The 1,967-nt window shown below is 54.7% G+C and carries 2 protein-coding genes; both read left to right on the forward strand.

Annotation, left to right across the window (positions count from 1 at the left end; translation table 11 throughout):
* Positions 1-443 precede the first annotated feature (443 nt).
* Entirely contained in the window at positions 444-911 is a 468-nt protein-coding gene (locus tag HOLDEFILI_RS02370) for a MarR family winged helix-turn-helix transcriptional regulator (RefSeq protein WP_006057770.1), read from the forward strand.
* A 2-nt stretch (positions 912-913) separates the two neighbouring features.
* Positions 914-1,967, forward strand: a 1,054-nt coding sequence (locus tag HOLDEFILI_RS02375) for an MATE family efflux transporter (protein ID WP_006057771.1), incomplete at its 3' end; no start/stop codon positions are given.

Below are 1,967 nucleotides of genomic sequence, written 5' to 3' on the forward strand. Positions count from 1 at the left end.
GGTCATACCGTGATTGTTGTGGAACACAACCCGCAGCTGATCCGGGCCTGCGACTGGGTGATCGACCTGGGGCCGCAGGGCGGCGATCAAGGCGGCCAGCTGATGTTTGCCGGGACTCCGCAGGCTTTAAAAGCGCAGGGGGAAAGCGCTACGGCCCGGTATTTATAACGCAGACAGCACTTATTTTATTATTTCCTTCTGATTCAGAAACGGCGGGACTCGCGCAGACCGCCGTTTTTCTTTCTGTCATGCAGAAAGCAAGCCTGTCAATTCCGCTGTAAGTTCCTCTTTTATATCGAAGGCAAATGAATTGGCCGGGATAGGAACCAGCCGGTCAGGAAAAGAATAGAGATAGGGGAAAAGAGAGCTTGACTTGCGGCTGATCCGGAGTATACTTAGGAATGATCGTATACAAGTAAACTAATCGAGGAGGAAAAACGTCGATGAGTAAGATACGGATACCCATCTCCAACGTGGAACAGATGCTGAAAGGCTATGCCCGTCTGCGCGAGGCGTACAGCCGCTTCTGCGCTCATTCCGCTGCCGGCGAAGCGTTTTCGCCCAATGAAATGAACGTTCTGATCTTTCTGTCGAACAATCCGTCGATCAACACAGCCAAGGAACTGACCGTGACCCTGGGCGTCTCCAAAGGCTTAGTCTGCCGCAGCGTGGACGCACTGGTGCGCCGCGGTTACCTGACCAGTGAGGAAGATGCGAAGGATCACCGGATCCTGCATCTGCGGCTGACGCAGAAAGCGGCTCCGGTAATCGGTCAGATGCGTGTCAGTATGGATCATTTCTCACAAACCGTGACCCGCGGTATCTCGGAAGAAGAACTGGCGGTGTATACCCGGGTTCAGCATCAGATTTACGCCAACATCGAAGCGATGACCAATCGGAAAGGGGATTAACTATGATTCAATCGAAAGAAACAAATTTAGGGAAGGACCGTGTCGGACGCTTATTCTTTGCGTTAGCGGTGCCGGCGATCACTTCTCAGGTCGTAAACGCACTCTACAACATGGTCGACCGGATGTACATCGGCCATATTCCAGGCTCGGGGGCGTCGGCGTTAACCGGCGTCGGCGTCGCGTTTCCCTTAATCATGATTATTTCCGCGTTTGCGGCGCTCGTCAGCATGGGCGGCGCCCCGCGGGCTTCCATCATGATGGGCAAGGGCGATAACGAACAGGCCAACAAGATTTTAGGCAACTGCTTCACCGCGCTGGTCATCACTTCCGTCGTTCTGACGGCGGTCACGATGATTTTCTGCGAGCCGCTGTTAATGATGTTCGGGGCCAGTGAAAACACGATCGTTTACGCGAAGGCGTACATGATGATCTATGCCGCGGGCACGATTTTTGTTCAGCTGACGCTGGGCATGAACGCATTCATTTCCGCCCAGGGGTTCTCCCGCATCAGTATGTTAACGGTCATCATCGGCGCAATTACCAACATTGTGCTCGATCCGATCCTGATCTTCGGCTTCAACATGGGCGTGCGCGGAGCGGCGTTGGCGACAGTGCTGTCGCAGGCGGTTTCGACGGTCTGGGTGCTGCAGTTTTTAAGCGGAAAGAAGAGTCAGCTCAAGCTGCATCCGAAATATTTCAACATCGACGCCAAGATCCTGTTCCCGGCTCTGGCGCTGGGCGTTGCGCCGTTTATTATGCAGTCGACGGAAAGTTTGTTGGTGCTGTGCTTTAATTCCTCCCTGCTGAAATACGGCGGCGATCTGGCGGTCGGCGCGATGACGATCCTGTCCAGCGTCATGCAGTTCTCAATGCTGCCGCTGCAGGGCTTAACCCAGGGCGCGCAGCCGATCATCAGCTTCAATTACGGCGCGGGGAATATCGACCGCGTGAAGAAAGCGTTCCATCTGTTATTGGCGAGCTGCCTTGTTTACGCGACGGCGATGTGGGCGCTGTGCATGTTGTTCCCGCAGATGTTCGCGGCGATCTTCACCAGCG

It is taken from the genome of Holdemania filiformis DSM 12042 (assembly GCF_000157995.1).
GTDB classification, from domain to species: domain Bacteria; phylum Bacillota_I; class Bacilli_A; order Erysipelotrichales; family Erysipelotrichaceae; genus Holdemania; species Holdemania filiformis.

Bases quoted from the DNA above. Each gene is read 5' to 3' on its own strand.
- HOLDEFILI_RS02370 (WP_006057770.1), top strand. From the start codon at position 444: ATGAGTAAGATACGGATACCCATCTCCAACGTGGAACAGATGCTGAAA.